Genomic DNA, 15,134 nt, shown 5'->3' with positions numbered 1-15,134 from the left:
GCCGTGCATTCGTCGTCGTTAGGGCGCCCAGTAAATGTTTACCGGCGCGCGTTTTTGTAGCAGCAGGCGCGAGACCGGCAGAGCAGTCGCCGATTGCTTCGCCGCGCGCAAGACGTCCCGCTTTTCTGCGCCGAAAATCAGCAAGACGATCTCATCACTGCGTGACAGCGCCGACAGCGTCAGGCTGATCCGGGCGTGCGGACTGGCTTTCGTGCGGACAGGAATACAAAGCAATGGCGAATCCGGGTCGAGACCGCTGGCCAGGTTGTCTGCGTCGGGGAACAGCGACGCGAAATGGCCGTCCGTACCCATACCGAGAAGTGCACATGCGAACGGCAGCGGTTGCAGACGCAGCTCCCTGTCCAACCGCCTGGCACGCTCGTCGACGCTCATATCGGCACGAAAGACACCGTGCAGCCTGGCTGCCGCTGCGGCATTCCTTAGCAACAGCTCCCGCGCGAGTTTCTCATTGCTGTCGTCGGAATCGGTCGCCACCCAGCGTTCATCGCTAAGCACCGCATGCACCCTGTTCCAGTCAAGGCTCGCGGTGGACAGCTCGCTCAGGCAACGACCGGGCGTCGTACCGCCGCTGATAACCAGCGAGGCTTCGGCGCCGGAAGCCAACCGCCGTTCGAGTGCGGCCTGCAAGCGCGCGGCCGCCGCTACTGACGCTTCCTCGCGTGTATTGAATTCAAATTCCGTCACAACTCAACTCTCCGGATGCCAGGCGCGTCCGTCACGGTCGAGCAGGAAGGATGACGACGTCGGCCCCCACGAGCCGGCAACGTACGATTCGACTTTCTGATGGGTTTCTTCCCATCCCGCGATAATCGCGTCGATCCAGTTCCAGGCCGCACTTACTTCATCGCGACGCATGAACAGCGCCGGATTGCCGCGCAGGACTTCCATGAGCAGACGCTCGTAGGCATCCGGGTAACGAACACCAAAGGTTTCTTCGAAGCTCAGATCAAGCGAGACCGGACGCAGATCGAAACCACCCGGTCCCGGCTCCTTGGCCATAACGGACAGCTTTACGCCTTCATCAGGCTGCAGGCGAATCATCAGCTGATTCGGCGAGATGTCGTAGCTCTGTTCTGAAAAGATGGAATGCGGCACATCCTGAAACTGCAGCACGATCTCCGAATGCTTGGCCTTCAGACGCTTGCCGGTACGGATATAGAAAGGCACATTCGACCAGCGCCAGTTGTCGATCTCGAGTTTCAACGCAACGAAAGTCTCGCAGCTGCTTGCGACACCGCCCATCTCGTCCTGATAACTCTCGACGGGCTGACCTTTGATCGCGCCGGCCGCGTATTGACCGCGTACCGTGTTGGTCTTCACGTTGTCGGCAGAGATCAAGCGCAACGCGCGCAGGACTTTTATTTTTTCATCGCGTACCGCATCGTGGTCGAGACTCGAAGGTGGCTCCATCGCCACCAGGCAAACCAGCTGCAGCAGGTGGTTTTGCACCATGTCGCGCAATGCGCCGATGCGATCGTAGTACTCCCCTCGACCACCGACCCCGAGATCTTCCGCAACCGTGATTTGTACGTGGTCGATCGTGCCGCGCCGCCACAACGGCTCGAACAATGAATTGCCGAAACGCAGGGCCAGCAGGTTCTGCACTGTTTCCTTGCCAAGGTAATGATCGATACGAAATATCTGGTTTTCGGCAAAGCATTCACCGACCGCATTGTTGATGGCATCAGCCGAGGCCGAGTCATGGCCAACCGGCTTTTCCAGAACGATCCGGCTGTCACCGGTTATCAAGCCGTTGTGGCGCAAGCCATTGGCAAACGCGCCGAACAGTCCGGGCGCCGTCGCAAGGTACGCGACGCGCGTGCGGTGGTCGTGGCCAGCGAGTATTGCAACAAGCTCGCCCCACTGGTCGTGCGCCCCGGCGTCAGCCTGAACGTAGTGAATGCGATTGCGAAACGTCTGCCACTGCTGCTCGTTGAAGGTATCGGCAAGGTTTTCGCGCAACGCTGTCTCGACGCGTGCCAGGTAATCGTCACGACTAACCTCACCGCGACTGGCGGCAATGATCCGGCTGTCACCCGTAATTTGCCCGTCGCCTTCGCGATGGAACAAAGCGGGCAACAACTTGCGCATCGCCAGATCGCCCGTGCCGCCGAAAATTATCAGGTCGAACTCGTCGACCGGAACCAGTTTGGCCATAATGCCTCCGAAACAGAGCCTGAAAGTTTACTACATAGCGAACGATTTACAGGCCTTATTGTTTGCGTATTACTCCGACTTTACTGTAGTTTTACTACATGCTGAACCGCATCGACCACCTCCTGCCCAAGCTCAGCCCCGCCGAACAGCGCGTGGCTCGCTGGGTACTCGCGCACCCCCGCCAGGCGGCGGGGGCGACACTGGCAAAGGTCGCCGAGGCCTCCGGCGCCAGCGAACCGTCAGTGATTCGCTTCTGCCGGCGGGTTGGTCTGCGTGGCTTTCGTGACCTGACCCTGCGACTCACTGAAGCCCTCAGTCGGCCTGCCAGTTACATTCATCGCGATGTCGATGCAAACGATGCACTCCCTGATGCCGTCTCCAAAGTCATCGATGCCTCTATTCAGGCACTGGTCGATACCCGCGCATTGCTGGCGATGATGCCACTGGAACAGACCGTCGCCGCGATGCAGGCGGCACGTCAGCTGGTATTCATCGGGTTGGGCGCTTCCGGACATGTGGCAGGCGACGCCTGCCACAAGTTCTTCCGCCTCGGCATCCCCTGCTCGGCGTTAATCGACAGTCCCGGGATTGCACAAATGGCCGCGATCGCCCGACCACACGACGTGCTGGTATTTGTTTCGACGAACGGTGCATGGGCCAATTCGGCGCGCGCCGCCGAGATCGCAAACAAGCGAGGCGCAACTGTCATTGCCCTGACCGACCCGATGTCACGCCTTGCGAATGCCGCCAGTATTGTGTTGCCGTGTGAACCGGTGGAAGACACCGGTGTTTACACACCAATGCGATCGCGCCTCGCGCACCTCGCCATACTGGACGCACTCCTGGTTTCCCTTGCGTTGTCCATGGGCGACGAGGCGAGCGCCAATCTGCGCGCCAGCAAGGACGCCATTTCATCACAGTATTCAGACGTCACGAGTCGACAACAACCATGAGCAAAGCAAACTACGCAGCCCTGCTGAAGACCGGCCGCCAAGCCGGTGTGCTGCTGCCTGTCGCCTCGCTGCCCGGGCCGCATGGCATCGGTGATCTGGGCCGCGGCGCGTATCGCTACCTGGATTTCGCGCAGAGCGCCGGGCTCGGCGTCTGGCAGTTTCTGCCACTTGGCCCGACCGCCTACGGCGATTCCCCTTACCAGGCCTTGTCGACCTTTGCCGGCAACGAACTGTATATCGATCTTGAGAACCTCCGGGAACTCGGCCTGCTTGCGGATGAGGAACTCGCCGGCTTGCGAGCATTGCCAGCGGCGTATGTCGATTACCCGCAGGTCATTGCTCTCAAGTGGAAGGCCTTGCTCGCGGCCGCCGGTCGCTTCGATAAATGCGCGACCAGCAATCTGCAAGCGGAGCTCGACCAGTTCTGTGCCAGACACGACACGCACTGGCTGCACGACTACGCATTGTTTCGTGTGCTCAAGGCTCAGCACCGGCAACGGCCGTGGACGGAATGGCCACAGCCGTTCATAGAAAGAGACCCGGTGGCGCTGAAGCGACTGGAAGCAACCGCAGTGAATGAGCTGCACGCCATCAAGGTGCTGCAGTTCCTGTTCAACCGGCAGTGGCAACTACTGCGCCAGTACGCGCACGATGCGGGAGTGACCCTGTTCGGTGACATGCCCATCTATATCGCACTCGACAGCGCGGATGCCTGGTCGCGCCCCGAAATGTTGCGGCTGGACGCCAACGGTCGGCCGCTCGCGGTCGCCGGTGTACCGCCCGATTACTTCAGTGCCGATGGCCAGCTGTGGGGCAACCCGTTGTATGACTGGCAACGGCATGCCAAAAGCAACTATGGCTGGTGGATAAACCGCATCCGCTCGACGCTGGAACAGGCGGACATTATCCGTATCGATCACTTCCGTGGTTTCGAGTCTTACTGGGCCGTTGCCGCGGATGCACTGACCGCGCGCCTGGGTCAATGGGAAACCGGACCGGGCGACGCCTTGTTCGAGGCCGTGAAAAAAGAGCTCGGTGAGTTGCCCATCGTCGCCGAGGACCTCGGCATCATTACACCGGAGGTTGAGGCACTGCGTGATCGCCTTGCTCTGCCGGGCATGACCGTCCTTCAATTCGCCATCAACGACGAGGGCTTTGACCTCGCCCGGGTCGCTGAAAACCGGGTTTGCTACACGGGCACGCATGACAACGACACAACGCTGGGCTGGTACCGCGGCAGTCCCGGCGACCTGCGCTCTGCCGATGACATTGCCGCTACCCGTCACAAGGTTCACGTGCTGACCAGCAGCGACGGCAGTGATGTTGCCAATGCAATGATCAAGGCCGCCTTTTCCACCAAAGCCCGCCTCGCGATTGCACCGCTGCAGGACTACCTCGGACTGGGCTCGGAAGCGCGTCTGAACATACCTGGCACCACCGCCAACAACTGGCGCTGGCGGGTTACTGAGGCCGCATTGTCGGACTCGCTGTCCGCGCAGATCGCGGGCATGGTAGACACCGCAGGGCGTCGTCCACCGCCGTAACGTGGCAGTGCGAAGCTTAGTCGTCGCAACCATGCTGAGAATTGTACGACCGGTTAGTACAAGCATTGACACCGGCCTTCAACCACACCAGGCCGCCCGCGCATCACAACGGTGTGCAGCGACGGGCCGTCTGCACCCCTGCGTACGGCCGCCAACCTGCGTGGGCGCAGGCCCCGCCTTGTGCCTGACACCGGGCACCCAACTGTGCAGTTATCACTCCGGCGGAATAAACCAAATACCGATCTTATGCATCTATGGCCTATGAAACGGACGAAGCATTGGCGAATGCCGGGTTGCGATGTTCTTGCCGAACCTTTCCAGCCGACATCGTCTAACATGAAGTCAGACCAATCAGCAGCGCGATAATCAAGAAACAAGTTTACTGAGCAGTTCCAGTATCGTGCCTACGACATCGCCTGTCGCCGCACGCGTCCGGACGATGCTGATCAAGCGGGGATACGAATGAAGCGGAAGACTATCTGGATTGCAGGGGTCGCCCTGCTTGTCGTGGCCGTCGCCGGCGCCATGAATTTCCGAAACGGGAAGGACACGCTGGTTGAAGTGCAGACAGCGGATGTAAAGCTCGAGACCATCATCCAAAAAGTGAATGCGACCGGGCGCATCCAACCCAAGACACAAGTACGTATAAGCGCAGACGTTAGCGGCAAGATCATGGCGCTGCACGTCGAAGAAGGTCAGTCGGTCGAGAAAGGGCAATTGCTGATCGAACTGGACCGCGAACGTTATCTCGCCGCCGTAGAGCGTGCCGAAGCCAATGTTCGTTCCGCGCAGGCCAATGCAAAACTCATTCTCCAGAACCGCAACAAAGCGGAAAAAGATTACGACCGGGCCCGCGACATGATCGCGCGCAAGCTGGAGTCGCAGTCAGCAATGGACTCTTTTGAAGCGGCGTATCAGGTGGAGATCGCGCGTTACGAAGCAGCGCTTGACGATGTCGAGCAGGCGCGGGCGACGTTGAAACAGGCACAGGATGACCTGTCGAAGACAACCATTTATTCACCGATGGCCGGCACGATCAGCGACCTCGACAAGGAAGAAGGCGAGATCGCCATCGGCTCGCAATTCCAGGAAGACATGATCCTGATTGTGGCTGACCTGCGGGAAATGGAAGCCCAGGTCAACGTTGATGAGAACGATATCGTCAACGTCCAGATCGGCCAGCAGGCAGAGGTTGAAGTTGACGCCCTGCTCGGCGAAACCCTGCGCGGCACAGTGTACGAGATTGCAAATACGGCCAATACCAGCGAGCCCGGCACCAACAATCAGAAAACAGAGTTCGAAGTTAAAGTTGCCATCGACGGCGAAATCTCCCGCCTTCGTCCCGGCATGACGGCGAGCGCCGACATGTTCACGATGACCAAGGAGAACGTCGTCGGCGTCCCTATCCAAAGTGTTGCGGTACGCACGATCGATCAACTGACACTGGAAAACGAGTCCGTTGAAGAAGCAGAGCAACGCTTTAGCGCCGATGCCGACGGCTTCGTGGAGATCGTCTTTTGCATCGAGAATGGCAAAGCCGTAGCCCGCCAGGTCAAGACCGGTATTCAAAGCGACAACATGATCGAGATCGTTTCCGGCGTCCAGGCGGGAGACGTTGTCGTTACCGGCAGTTACCGTGCGATTTCCGCAGACCTCAACAATGGCGCGGAGGTCACAATCAACAATGATGGCGACAAGCGCAACCGGGCCTGAGCACTTCACGATGGCAACAAACGGTAAACTCTCCGCCGTACTGACGCTACGCGATATCGTCAAGACCTATGACATGGGCTCGCAGCAAGTGCATGCCCTGCGCGGTGTGTCACTGGATATCGGCCGGAACGAGTACGTCGCCATCATGGGCCCGTCCGGCTCCGGCAAGTCGACATTGATGAACATCATCGGTTGTCTCGATGTACCCACCAGCGGCAGCTATTCGCTCGGCGGCGAAATGGTGGATGCGAAATCCGAAACAGAACTGGCAGACATCCGCAATCGCATGATCGGCTTTGTGTTTCAGACGTTCAATCTGATTCCTCGGGCAAACGTGCTGCACAACGTCGAACTGCCGTTGATCTACGGCGGAGTCTCAAAGTCCGAACGACGCGCCCGGGCTGAACAGGCGATCGATCGCGTGGGCCTTGCGAACCGGATGCTGCACCGGCCCAATGAATTGTCAGGCGGTCAGCGGCAACGCGTCGCGATCGCCCGCGCGCTGGTGTTCAACCCCTCGATCATTCTCGCCGATGAACCCACCGGTAACCTGGACAGCAAGACAGGCGACGAAATCATGGCCATGTTTGACGAACTGCACAGCGAGGGCCAGACCATCATCCTGGTGACGCACGAAGATGACGTCGCCGCACACGCACACCGCACCGTGAAACTGCGCGACGGTTTGGTCGAAAGCGATTTACCGAATGACTCTCCCGTAAGTTCTGATGGTCACCGCTCTGCAACTCCCCGCGGCGACTCCAAACCGGGTAGTGCCGCACTGCAGGACAATCAATCATGAGAATGTTTGTCGATGTCAATGAATCCCTGAAGATCGCGATGAGCGCCATCGTCGCGAACAAGGCGCGCGGAATACTCACCACACTGGGCATCATCATCGGCATTGTTGCCGTCACCACAACGATGACCGCGTTCAACGGCATGCAAACCGCGTTCCGCCAGGGTGCCGCTGCCGTGGGTGCCGATGTCATTTACGTATCGCGCATGCCCTGGATCGTCATGAACGACTGGTTTGAGTACCGTAACCGGCCCAACCTGAGCATGGACGAAGCTGACAGTCTGCGCACCGCTTTCCGCGGCCGTGCGATAGTCAATCCAACGATGAACAGTCGTCGCGACATCAAGTACCGCTCTTCGGTACAGGAAGGCATTACCGTCATAGGTACGACCGAATTGCTGCCGGTTGTCACCAACCGACTGCCGGAATTCGGCCGCTTCCTGATGAGCTTTGACAACCTCTACAAGAAGCCTGTTGTGGTTATTGGTCACGGTGTCGCCGAAGGTATGTTCGAGAACGTGAATCCGATAAACAAGGAAATCAACATTGGCGCCCACAAGTTCCGTATTGTCGGCGTCATGGAAAAGCAGGGTGGCAGCACCTTCGGCGGCCCGGACTTCGACCGCCAGGTTTTCATTCCGATCTCGACCTTTCTGAAGGTATTTGGCGGCCGTCGCAGCAATGACGTGGATATCGCCGTCAAAGCGGCCAGCATGACTGACATGGAAGATCTCGAATACGAGGTCATTGGCGAGATGCGGCAGATTCGCAAACTTCGACCCAGCGAAGCAGAAGACTTCTCGATCAACAAACTCGATTCGCTGATGGGCGCCTTCAACAGCGTCGTTGGCGCCGTGCTTGCCATCGGCCTGCTGGTAACCAGTATCTCGCTGTTTGTTGGCGGCATCGGGGTAATGAACATCATGTTTGTGTCGGTTACTGAACGCACTCGCGAAATTGGCATACGCAAGGCCATCGGTGCGAGACGCCGAAGCATCCTGCTGCAGTTTCTGTTCGAGTCGGCCATCATCTGCCTGGTAGGCGGCCTGATTGGTATCGCCGCGGCCTCCGGGATAACAGCGCTGATCAATTCAAGTGGACTGATGCCGGCGAGCAACTCCCCCACCATCCTGACCGCTGCAGTGCTGATTTCGGTACTGGTTGGTGTCGCCGCCGGATTTGTCCCAGCCTGGAAAGGGGCGCGACTGGATCCGATAGAAGCCCTGCGCTACGAGTAGCGACCGGAAACCACCATGCAAAAAGTCGATACCTTGTTGATGTCCCTGCAAGCCATTCGCAGCAACAAGTTGCGTTCGTCATTGACGCTGTTTGGTATCGTTCTCGGCGTTGCTTCCATTATCGCGGTGATGACCGGCATTACCGTTGTGCAGGGAACGATGGAAAAGGAGATGACCATACTCGGTGCACAGACATTCCAGGTGCAAAAGTGGCCGACCGGCTTTTCCACGGACGAAGAACGGCGCAAAGCCATGCGGCGACCACCGCTAACGCTCGATGATGCCGCGGCGGTTCGGGAACAGGTACAGAACGTTGACATCGTGGGCTCGGAGCTGTGGGAGTTCGGCTTCTCGGCCGAGTACCGTGGTGAAACGACGAACGACAACATCGCCATATGCGGCGGCACACCGGAGTACCCGCAGAACAACAGCCACGTCGTGCAGTACGGTCGCAACCTGTCGGAGATGGATGTGCGCGCCGCTCGCAAGGTCGCGGTCATCGGCTCGGCAATCGCATCCCGGCTTTACCCGTTTGTGGATCCGATCGGCCGCGATATCCGGGTGGACGGGCGCAAGTACCAGGTCGTCGGCGTGTTTGACACCAAGAACTCCGCATTCGGTGGTCAATACGATAATTACGTGCTCATTCCGGTCAGCACGTTCATCAATATCTACGGACTCACCAACAACGACGGTTTCGCGCGTTCGGTCAACATCACCTTACACGCACGCACTCCGGAGGTTGTCGCCGATGCCATGGAAGAAACCCGCCAGGTTTTGCGGCGGGTCCGCAATGTGCCGCGCACGGAAGAAGATAACTTCACGATGTTCAACAGCGAGAGCTCCATCGCTCAGTTCAACCAGTTGACCTTTGGCATCAAAATCGGTGCTTTCATTGTAGGCATCATCGCACTGCTGGTTGCCGGAATTGGCATCATGAATATCATGCTGGTGTCGGTTACCGAGCGCACCAAGGAGATTGGCATACGCAAGTCGCTGGGTGCCCGCCCCAGGGACATACTGCAACAATTTCTGCTGGAAGCCGTCGTCCTGTGCAATGTCGGCGGACTCATCGGCGTGACCCTCGGCTTCGGCTTCGGCAACCTGCTAGTCAAGCTGGGCATGTCCGACTCGTTCGAAACCGCCGTGCCGCTGGAGTGGGCGTTGATCGGCCTGTTATTCTGCTCCGCCGTCGGCGTGCTCTTCGGCATGTTGCCGGCGATCAAGGCCTCTCGTCTGAACCCTATCGACGCACTGCGTTACGAGTAATGTTTTCGCGCTGTGCAACAAGCCAGCGCTGTGAGCGTACAGACTCAATGCGCACGGGCAAGCAGCCGCTCGCTACTCTATTTGCAGCGTAAGCTCGGCGACGCCGTCCACCCCACCGGTAATACGGTCGCCAGCCACGACCGGCCCGACACCTGCCGGGGTGCCGCTGTAAATCAGATCGCCGGGAGCCAAATGGTAGAAACGCGACAGGTGCGCAATCACTTCCGGCACTGACCAGATCATGTCGTCGATACTGGCGTCCTGGCGCACGACGTCATTGACCGCCAGCCAGATGCGGGCGTTTTTCGGATGACCGGTTTCCGCGACCGGACGAATCGGGGAAATGATGGCACCGTCTTCAATATCCTTCGCTATGCTCCAGGGCCGGCCTTTCTCCTTGGCCGCTGATTGCAGGTCGCGCCGCGTCATATCAAGACCGCTGGCATAGCCGAACACCAGCTCCAGCGCCGCATTCTGATCGAGCTCAAAGCCACTCTTGCCGATCGCGACAACCAGTTCGATCTCGTGATGAAAGTTACCGGTCCCGGCCGGGTAAGGAATCGTCGCACCGGATGCCGTGACCGCGTGCGCGGATTTCGTAAAGTAGAAGGGCTCTTCCCGTTCGGGATTACCACCCATCTCGCGGGCGTGCGCCGCGTAGTTTCGGCCAACACAAAATACCCGCCGTACGGGAAATCGCTGCTCGCTGGCAAACACAGTCACCGTTGGTCGTTCAGCGGGCGAAAAGACATACGTCGTCATTAACAAACTCCGGGCATAGAAAGTGAACGCAAGTATCGTTCTGTCGGCACTCGCAGCGCGTGCAGGCGCAAACCACCGGGCAACATGAGGGCTTTCAGCTTTTGTCGCGCTCGCACCGGCAGCAAGTTGACGGCTACCGCTCGCTACGCCGATTCACTGACCCGTTCGATCTCGGCACCAAGGCTGGCCAGTTTGCGTTCGAGGAACTCATAACCGCGATCCAGGTGATAAATGCGGTTCACCGTGGTCACGCCTTTGGCAGCCAGCCCTGCGATGACCAGGCAGGCACTGGCACGCAGGTCGGTAGCCATCACGCTGGCGCCACTGAGCCCGCCGCGCTTGCCGCGCACTACCGCGACCTGCGCCATCGGCGAAATATTCGCGCCGAGACGCACCAGCTCCTGCACGTGCATGAAGCGGTTTTCGAATATGCCTTCGGTAATAACCGAAGTGCCGCGGGCCTGCGTCATCAGCGCCATGAACTGCGCCTGCAGGTCGGTCGGGAATGCGGGGTACGGCGCTGTTGCGACGTCGGTACCCGACCATTCGTCGGTTGCATCGACCGTTATCGAATTAGCATCCGAATGCGTGGTAAAGCCGCACTCCTGCATTTTGTCAGTCAGTGCCTGCAGATGGAGCGGGACGCATTGATTGATGGTCACTGCGCCACCGGTGATCGCACCCGCTATCAACAGTGTTCCGGCCTCAATACGGTCGGCGACGATGCGGTGCTTGGCAGGGTGCAATTCGTCCACGCCGTCGATCGTGATAACGCTGGTGCCCTCGCCCTCAATTTGTGCGCCCATCGCGCGCAGGTAATGCACGAGGTCGATCACTTCCGGCTCTTTTGCTGCATTCTCGATAACCGTTGTACCGCGTGCCAGCACGGCAGCCATCAGCGCATTCTCAGTCCCGCCGACCGTGACCTTGTCGAACAGAATTTGCGCACCCTGCAGACGGCGGGTTTTGGCAATGACGTAGCCTTCCTCGATTTCAATTTCCGCACCGAGACGCTTCATCGTCTGCACGTGTAAATCGACAGGCCTTGAACCGATGGCACAACCGCCGGGCAAACTCACCCGGGCTTCGCCATAGCGAGCCAGCAACGGGCCGAGACACAGGATGCTGGCGCGCATTTTGCGCACGAGGTCGTACTGAGCCTCCATTTTCTCCGGCCGCGAAACAGTCACTTGCATCGAGTTGCCATTGCGCTCGATCTGGCAATTCAGGGCACGCAGCAACAATTCGGTCGAATCGATATCACGCAATTGCGGGACATTCTCGAAACGGTGCGTCCCGTCCGCCAGCAACGTGGAGAAAAGTATCGGCAACGCCGCGTTTTTTGAGCCGCTGACGTCCACCGACCCACTAAGGGTACGGCCGCCAACTACTTTGATGGATTGCAAATGCTTATCTCCGAATGACCTGCTGCTGATCGAGCTTTGAGTACTCTGGACCAGTGATGTGGCGACGATACGTGAAACTAATGGCAAATTATGGCGCGCCGCTCTTGCCAAAATCCCGATCGAGCGGTACCGCCCAGACGACCAGGAAAGAGGGGATTGTAGCGACCAGTATCCAGATAAAGAAACTCTGGTAGCCCAACAGCTCCTGCAGCCAGCCGCTCACCATGCCCGGCAGCATCATGCCGAGCGACATGAAGCCGGTGCAAATCGCATAGTGCGCAGTACTGTGCGGACCGCGCGCGACGTAAATCATGTACAACAGGTACGCCGTAAAACCGAAGCCGTAGCCGAATTGCTCTATGCCCACGGCCATATTGATGAGCAGCAGATTCTCGATCTGCAGATAAGCGAGGAACACATAGGCCACATTGGGCAGATTGATGGCCAGCACCATCCACCAGAACCAGCGGCGGAGTCCGTGCCGGGCGGCCAGAATGCCGCCCAATATCCCGCCAATGGTCAACAGGGCGACGCCCACGGTGCCGTAGACGAAACCGACGTCGAAAGTACTCAGCTCCAGACCGCCCTCGGCTCTCGTGTCGAGCATGAACGGCCCGGACATTTTCACCAGCTGTGCTTCCGCGAAGCGGTACAACAGCAAGAACGCCAATATCCGGCCTATGTACGGCCGGCGAAAAAAGCTCACGAAGGTATCGACGGCTTCGCGCAACATGACGCTCAGGGCATCGCTGCGCCCGGCGACATCCCCGGCCGGGCGCGGCAATACGAAGCGATGCCAGACGAACAGTGCGACGAACAGCCCGGCCAGACAATAGAAGGTCAGGCTCCAGGCCAGCGTGATGCTGCCGGTACGGGTCTCAAGATAACCCGCCAGCATGACCAGCAGCCCCTGGCCGGTCACCATCGCCAGGCGAAAGAAGGTGCTGCGAAAGCCGACGAACCAGGCCTGCTGCCGTTCACTCAAGCCCAGTATGTAAAAGCCGTCTGCCGCAATATCGTGGGTGGCGGAGCTGAAGGCCAGCAACCAAAACACGGCCAGCGAGTAGCGGAAGAAATCGCTGGTCGGCAAAGTGAGCGCTATGCCCGCAAGACCGGCACCGATCAGCAACTGCATCGCCACTATCCAGTAACGCCGGGTCTTCACGATATCGACCAGCGGGCTCCAGATCGGCTTGATCACCCACGGCAGGTAAAGCCAGCTCGTGTAAAACGCGATGTCGGCGTTGGAGACACCCAGCCGTTTGTACATGATGACGGAGACCATCATCACGACGACGAACGGGATGCCCTGCGCGTAATAGACGCTCGGTATCCAGAGCCAGGGACTGGTTTTTTGCGGCGCCTGCAATCAGCTTCCTGAACGTATCTGGTCGCGGGCCATCACGAGCGCGCCTTCGACGGGTTCGCTTACGACCGTCAAAGGGTGCGGCTTTATACCCTGGGCACCCAGCTGGCTCAGCAGTTTGTCGCGATAGAAGTCGCCGGAACAGGCGATGCCACCGGCCATGGCCAGCGGTACACGGTCGCTGAGCCCCAGCTTGCGAACGGTCGCGGCAACCAGCGCCGCCGTAGCCTTGGCGCCGTTGTCGATGAGCGCAACAGCGACCGCATCGCCATCGATTGCCGCCTGCATGACCACGGGTGCCAGGGCCGCAATTTCCTGACGTATGTCGACCGAACGGCCGAGCTGCCGGGTAATTTCCCGCGGATCATCGATCTGCAGTCGCCGGGTCAACCCTGCAACCAGCGCCGTCGGCGGACCGATGCCGTCGACGGCGTCGGCCACCGCCGACAGTCCGCGTCGACCCGTGTCAAAACCGCTGCCCTGATCACCGAACCAGTGCCCCCAGCCACCGATGACAGCGCGCTCACCGGCGGCATTGATACCGACAGCGACCGAGCCCGTGCCGACGACCAGCCCGATCCCGCAACCGGCGCGCACCCCCAGCGCGAGCAACAACTCGGCGTCATGGACGATATCGATTTGCTCCGCCAGCGCGCGACGTTCCGCCCAGTCGCGAATGACAGCCTGCACGTCCGGCAAGGAACTGCCGGCGAGCCCGAGAATCGCCTTTCGGACTTTTTGACTGGCGGTACCCGCGACTTCATGAGCCGCATCAACGGCAACGTCGAGATTCGTGCGGGCGTGCACGGTGCCGACCGCGCGGACATTCGACGGGCCGCCGAAGCCGGTCCCCAGTGTGTTGATACTGCCGTCCGCCGCGATGCTTGCCACCCGCGCGGTGGTCTTGGTGCCGCCACCGTCCACACCGATGATCAGCGTTTGCTGAGCGTCAGTCATGATCTTCCAGTGCCGCACGCAAGCGACCGCCGGTTTCGGTCAGCCGGGCACGCGCTGACTCCGGGGTAATTCCGAGCTGCTGACAGACGATGGCAGTCTTCAACTCGCCGTCGCAGTCGTTCAGCAGCTCACGTGCGTCAGTATCCGAAAGATCTGTTAACTGCTGCACAATCCGCAGCGAACGTTCGACCAACTTCTGGTTGCTGGCCTGCAGATCCACCATCAGATTGCCGTAGGTCTTGCCGAGCTTCACCATCGCACCGGTCGTCAACATGTTCAGCACCATCTTGGTCGCCGTGCCGGCTTTAAGGCGGGTTGATCCCGACAACACTTCCGGCCCGACGGTCACCGCTATGCCGATGTCCGCCTCCGTCACCACGGGGCTGCCTGCATTGCAGCTGAAGCCCACCGTAGCAGCGCCGATCTGCCGGGCGTACTGCAAGCCACCGAGGACGTACGGGGTATGACCACTGGCGGCTATGCCGACCAGCACGTCGCCGGTCGTGAAGTTGATGCCACGTAAATCCTCCGCACCCTGCGCTCGCGAATCTTCTGCACCTTCAACGGCCCGGTACACGGCCTCTGCACCGCCGGCAATCAATGCCAGCACCTGCCCGGGATCGGTATTGAAAGTCGGCGGGCACTCGGACGCATCCAGCACACCGAGCCGCCCGGACGTACCAGCACCGGCATAGACCAGTCGGCCGCCAGCCGCCAGCCGGCTGGCAATAAGATCGATCGCTTCAGCAATGGCTGGCGCCTGTTCGGCAACCGCCGCCGCGAGTTTCGCGTCTTCGTTGTTCATCAAGCGAACGAACTCGATGGTACTGAGTCGGTCCAGTTCCATCGACGCCGGATTGCGCGCCTCTGTTGTCAGTTCTTTTTGCATTGCACTACTATACCTGTCCGCCTTGACCCGCGAGCCTGTCTATTTTGCTGCGCTTCCGCT

13 protein-coding genes are annotated in these 15,134 nt (G+C 59.5%); 6 read left to right on the top strand and 7 right to left on the bottom strand.

What is annotated here, in order from left to right; all coding sequences use genetic code 11:
- Positions 1-18: 18 nt before the first annotated feature.
- Positions 19-705: a 6-phosphogluconolactonase gene (pgl, locus tag BA177_RS01885; protein WP_068612244.1), complete on the bottom strand. Its 687-nt coding sequence runs from the start codon at positions 703-705 to the stop codon at positions 19-21.
- A gap of 3 nt (positions 706-708) precedes the next feature.
- Positions 709-2,178 carry a glucose-6-phosphate dehydrogenase gene (gene zwf, locus BA177_RS01880; RefSeq protein ID WP_156762653.1) on the bottom strand — a complete coding sequence of 490 codons (1,470 nt, stop codon included), beginning with the start codon at positions 2,176-2,178 and terminating at the stop codon, positions 709-711.
- A 98-nt stretch (positions 2,179-2,276) separates the two neighbouring features.
- Here zwf and BA177_RS01875 point away from each other — a divergent pair, with 98 nt between their 5' ends.
- The 6 genes from BA177_RS01875 to BA177_RS01850 all read left to right on the top strand — a co-directional run bounded on the left by BA177_RS01875 (position 2,277) and on the right by BA177_RS01850 (position 9,694).
- Complete coding sequence (locus tag BA177_RS01875; RefSeq protein ID WP_068612240.1) at positions 2,277-3,131, top strand: MurR/RpiR family transcriptional regulator; 855 nt, start codon at positions 2,277-2,279, stop codon at positions 3,129-3,131.
- Positions 3,128-4,675, top strand: coding sequence for a 4-alpha-glucanotransferase (malQ, locus tag BA177_RS01870; protein WP_082989777.1), 1,548 nt, complete (start codon positions 3,128-3,130; stop codon positions 4,673-4,675). The genes BA177_RS01875 and malQ overlap by 4 nt, the downstream gene beginning before the upstream one ends.
- 462 nt (positions 4,676-5,137) lie before the next feature.
- A complete protein-coding gene (locus tag BA177_RS01865) occupies positions 5,138-6,388 on the top strand; it encodes an efflux RND transporter periplasmic adaptor subunit (RefSeq protein WP_068612238.1) in 1,251 nt (416 codons plus the stop codon).
- Between the two features lie 10 nt (positions 6,389-6,398).
- A complete protein-coding gene (locus BA177_RS01860) occupies positions 6,399-7,190 on the top strand; it encodes an ABC transporter ATP-binding protein (protein WP_068612237.1) in 792 nt (263 codons plus the stop codon).
- Entirely contained in the window at positions 7,187-8,425 is a 1,239-nt protein-coding gene (locus tag BA177_RS01855; RefSeq protein WP_068612235.1) for an ABC transporter permease, read from the top strand. Before BA177_RS01860 ends, BA177_RS01855 begins: the two co-directional genes overlap by 4 nt.
- A gap of 15 nt (positions 8,426-8,440) precedes the next feature.
- Positions 8,441-9,694 carry an ABC transporter permease gene (locus BA177_RS01850; RefSeq protein ID WP_068612234.1) on the top strand — a complete coding sequence of 418 codons (1,254 nt, stop codon included), beginning with the start codon at positions 8,441-8,443 and terminating at the stop codon, positions 9,692-9,694.
- A 72-nt stretch (positions 9,695-9,766) separates the two neighbouring features.
- On the opposite strand, the gene BA177_RS01845 is transcribed toward BA177_RS01850, so the two are convergent.
- The 5 genes from BA177_RS01845 to murQ form a co-directional block, all read right to left on the bottom strand.
- Positions 9,767-10,456 (bottom strand): fumarylacetoacetate hydrolase family protein, encoded by a 690-nt coding sequence (locus BA177_RS01845; RefSeq protein WP_068612232.1) that lies wholly within the window; start codon positions 10,454-10,456, stop codon positions 9,767-9,769.
- 143 nt (positions 10,457-10,599) lie between these two features.
- Positions 10,600-11,862, bottom strand: a complete 1,263-nt coding sequence (gene murA / locus BA177_RS01840; protein WP_068612230.1) for a UDP-N-acetylglucosamine 1-carboxyvinyltransferase — start codon at positions 11,860-11,862, stop codon at positions 10,600-10,602.
- Between the two features lie 88 nt (positions 11,863-11,950).
- The gene (locus BA177_RS01835) at positions 11,951-13,231 is read right to left on the bottom strand and encodes an MFS transporter (RefSeq protein WP_068612228.1); all 1,281 of its coding nucleotides are present in this window, start codon (positions 13,229-13,231) and stop codon (positions 11,951-11,953) included.
- On the bottom strand, positions 13,232-14,185 hold the full coding sequence (locus BA177_RS01830) for an N-acetylglucosamine kinase (RefSeq protein ID WP_068612226.1): 954 nt from the start codon (positions 14,183-14,185) through the stop codon (positions 13,232-13,234).
- Entirely contained in the window at positions 14,178-15,074 is an 897-nt protein-coding gene (gene murQ / locus BA177_RS01825; RefSeq protein WP_068612224.1) for an N-acetylmuramic acid 6-phosphate etherase, read from the bottom strand. The genes BA177_RS01830 and murQ overlap by 8 nt, the downstream gene beginning before the upstream one ends.
- Between the last annotated feature and the right edge of the window lie 60 nt (positions 15,075-15,134).

Origin of the sequence: Woeseia oceani, from assembly GCF_001677435.1 — a bacterium.
Lineage (GTDB): Bacteria > Pseudomonadota > Gammaproteobacteria > Steroidobacterales > Woeseiaceae > Woeseia > Woeseia oceani.
Note: the sequence above shows the minus strand (reverse complement) of the source record. Positions and strands in the feature narration are given on the sequence as shown.

Bases quoted from the DNA above. Each gene is read 5' to 3' on its own strand.
- zwf (WP_156762653.1), bottom strand. From the start codon at position 2,178: ATGGCCAAACTGGTTCCGGTCGACGAGTTCGACCTGATAATTTTCGGC.
- BA177_RS01875 (WP_068612240.1), top strand. From the start codon at position 2,277: ATGCTGAACCGCATCGACCACCTCCTGCCCAAGCTCAGCCCCGCCGAA.
- malQ (WP_082989777.1), top strand. From the start codon at position 3,128: ATGAGCAAAGCAAACTACGCAGCCCTGCTGAAGACCGGCCGCCAAGCC.
- BA177_RS01865 (WP_068612238.1), top strand. From the start codon at position 5,138: ATGAAGCGGAAGACTATCTGGATTGCAGGGGTCGCCCTGCTTGTCGTG.
- BA177_RS01860 (WP_068612237.1), top strand. From the start codon at position 6,399: ATGGCAACAAACGGTAAACTCTCCGCCGTACTGACGCTACGCGATATC.
- BA177_RS01855 (WP_068612235.1), top strand. From the start codon at position 7,187: ATGAGAATGTTTGTCGATGTCAATGAATCCCTGAAGATCGCGATGAGC.
- BA177_RS01850 (WP_068612234.1), top strand. From the start codon at position 8,441: ATGCAAAAAGTCGATACCTTGTTGATGTCCCTGCAAGCCATTCGCAGC.
- BA177_RS01845 (WP_068612232.1), bottom strand. From the start codon at position 10,456: ATGACGACGTATGTCTTTTCGCCCGCTGAACGACCAACGGTGACTGTG.
- BA177_RS01830 (WP_068612226.1), bottom strand. From the start codon at position 14,185: ATGACTGACGCTCAGCAAACGCTGATCATCGGTGTGGACGGTGGCGGC.
- murQ (WP_068612224.1), bottom strand. From the start codon at position 15,074: ATGCAAAAAGAACTGACAACAGAGGCGCGCAATCCGGCGTCGATGGAA.